Here is a 328-nt window from a genome sequence, read left to right on the forward strand (position 1 = left end):
CAACCCCCGCAGAAAGGTCTTGTTGCCGTTGAGGTAGAAGCCATCTGCCTTGAATTCCGCTGTGCGGAAGCCAAACGTCACCTGTTTGCGGTCGATGGGTTGTCCGGCTGCGTTCAAAAGCTCTGACACGGCATGATGCAAAACCGGGTGCTCGGTATCCCACGGCTGTGCGTCCGGGACGGAAAGCTGGCTCTTCCCGGTTTCTGCCGCCTGTGCGGTCTGCTCTGCCAGCAGAGTGCCATCCGCGGTCTCCAGCCGGATGCGGACCGCCACGGCTGCGGGTGTGAGCTCTGCCGTCCACTGCACCACGGCATCATGTAGGGTGGGC

At 62.5% G+C, this 328-nt stretch carries 1 pseudogene; it reads right to left on the bottom strand.

The annotated features are described in order from the left end of the window. Nucleotides 1-328 (bottom strand): annotated as a pseudogene (locus tag P0G09_RS16580) (glycoside hydrolase family 2 protein); the annotation flags it as partial.

The organism is Faecalibacterium sp. DFI.5.82 (assembly GCF_029076575.1).
Classification (GTDB): Bacteria; Bacillota; Clostridia; order Oscillospirales; family Ruminococcaceae; genus Faecalibacterium; species Faecalibacterium duncaniae.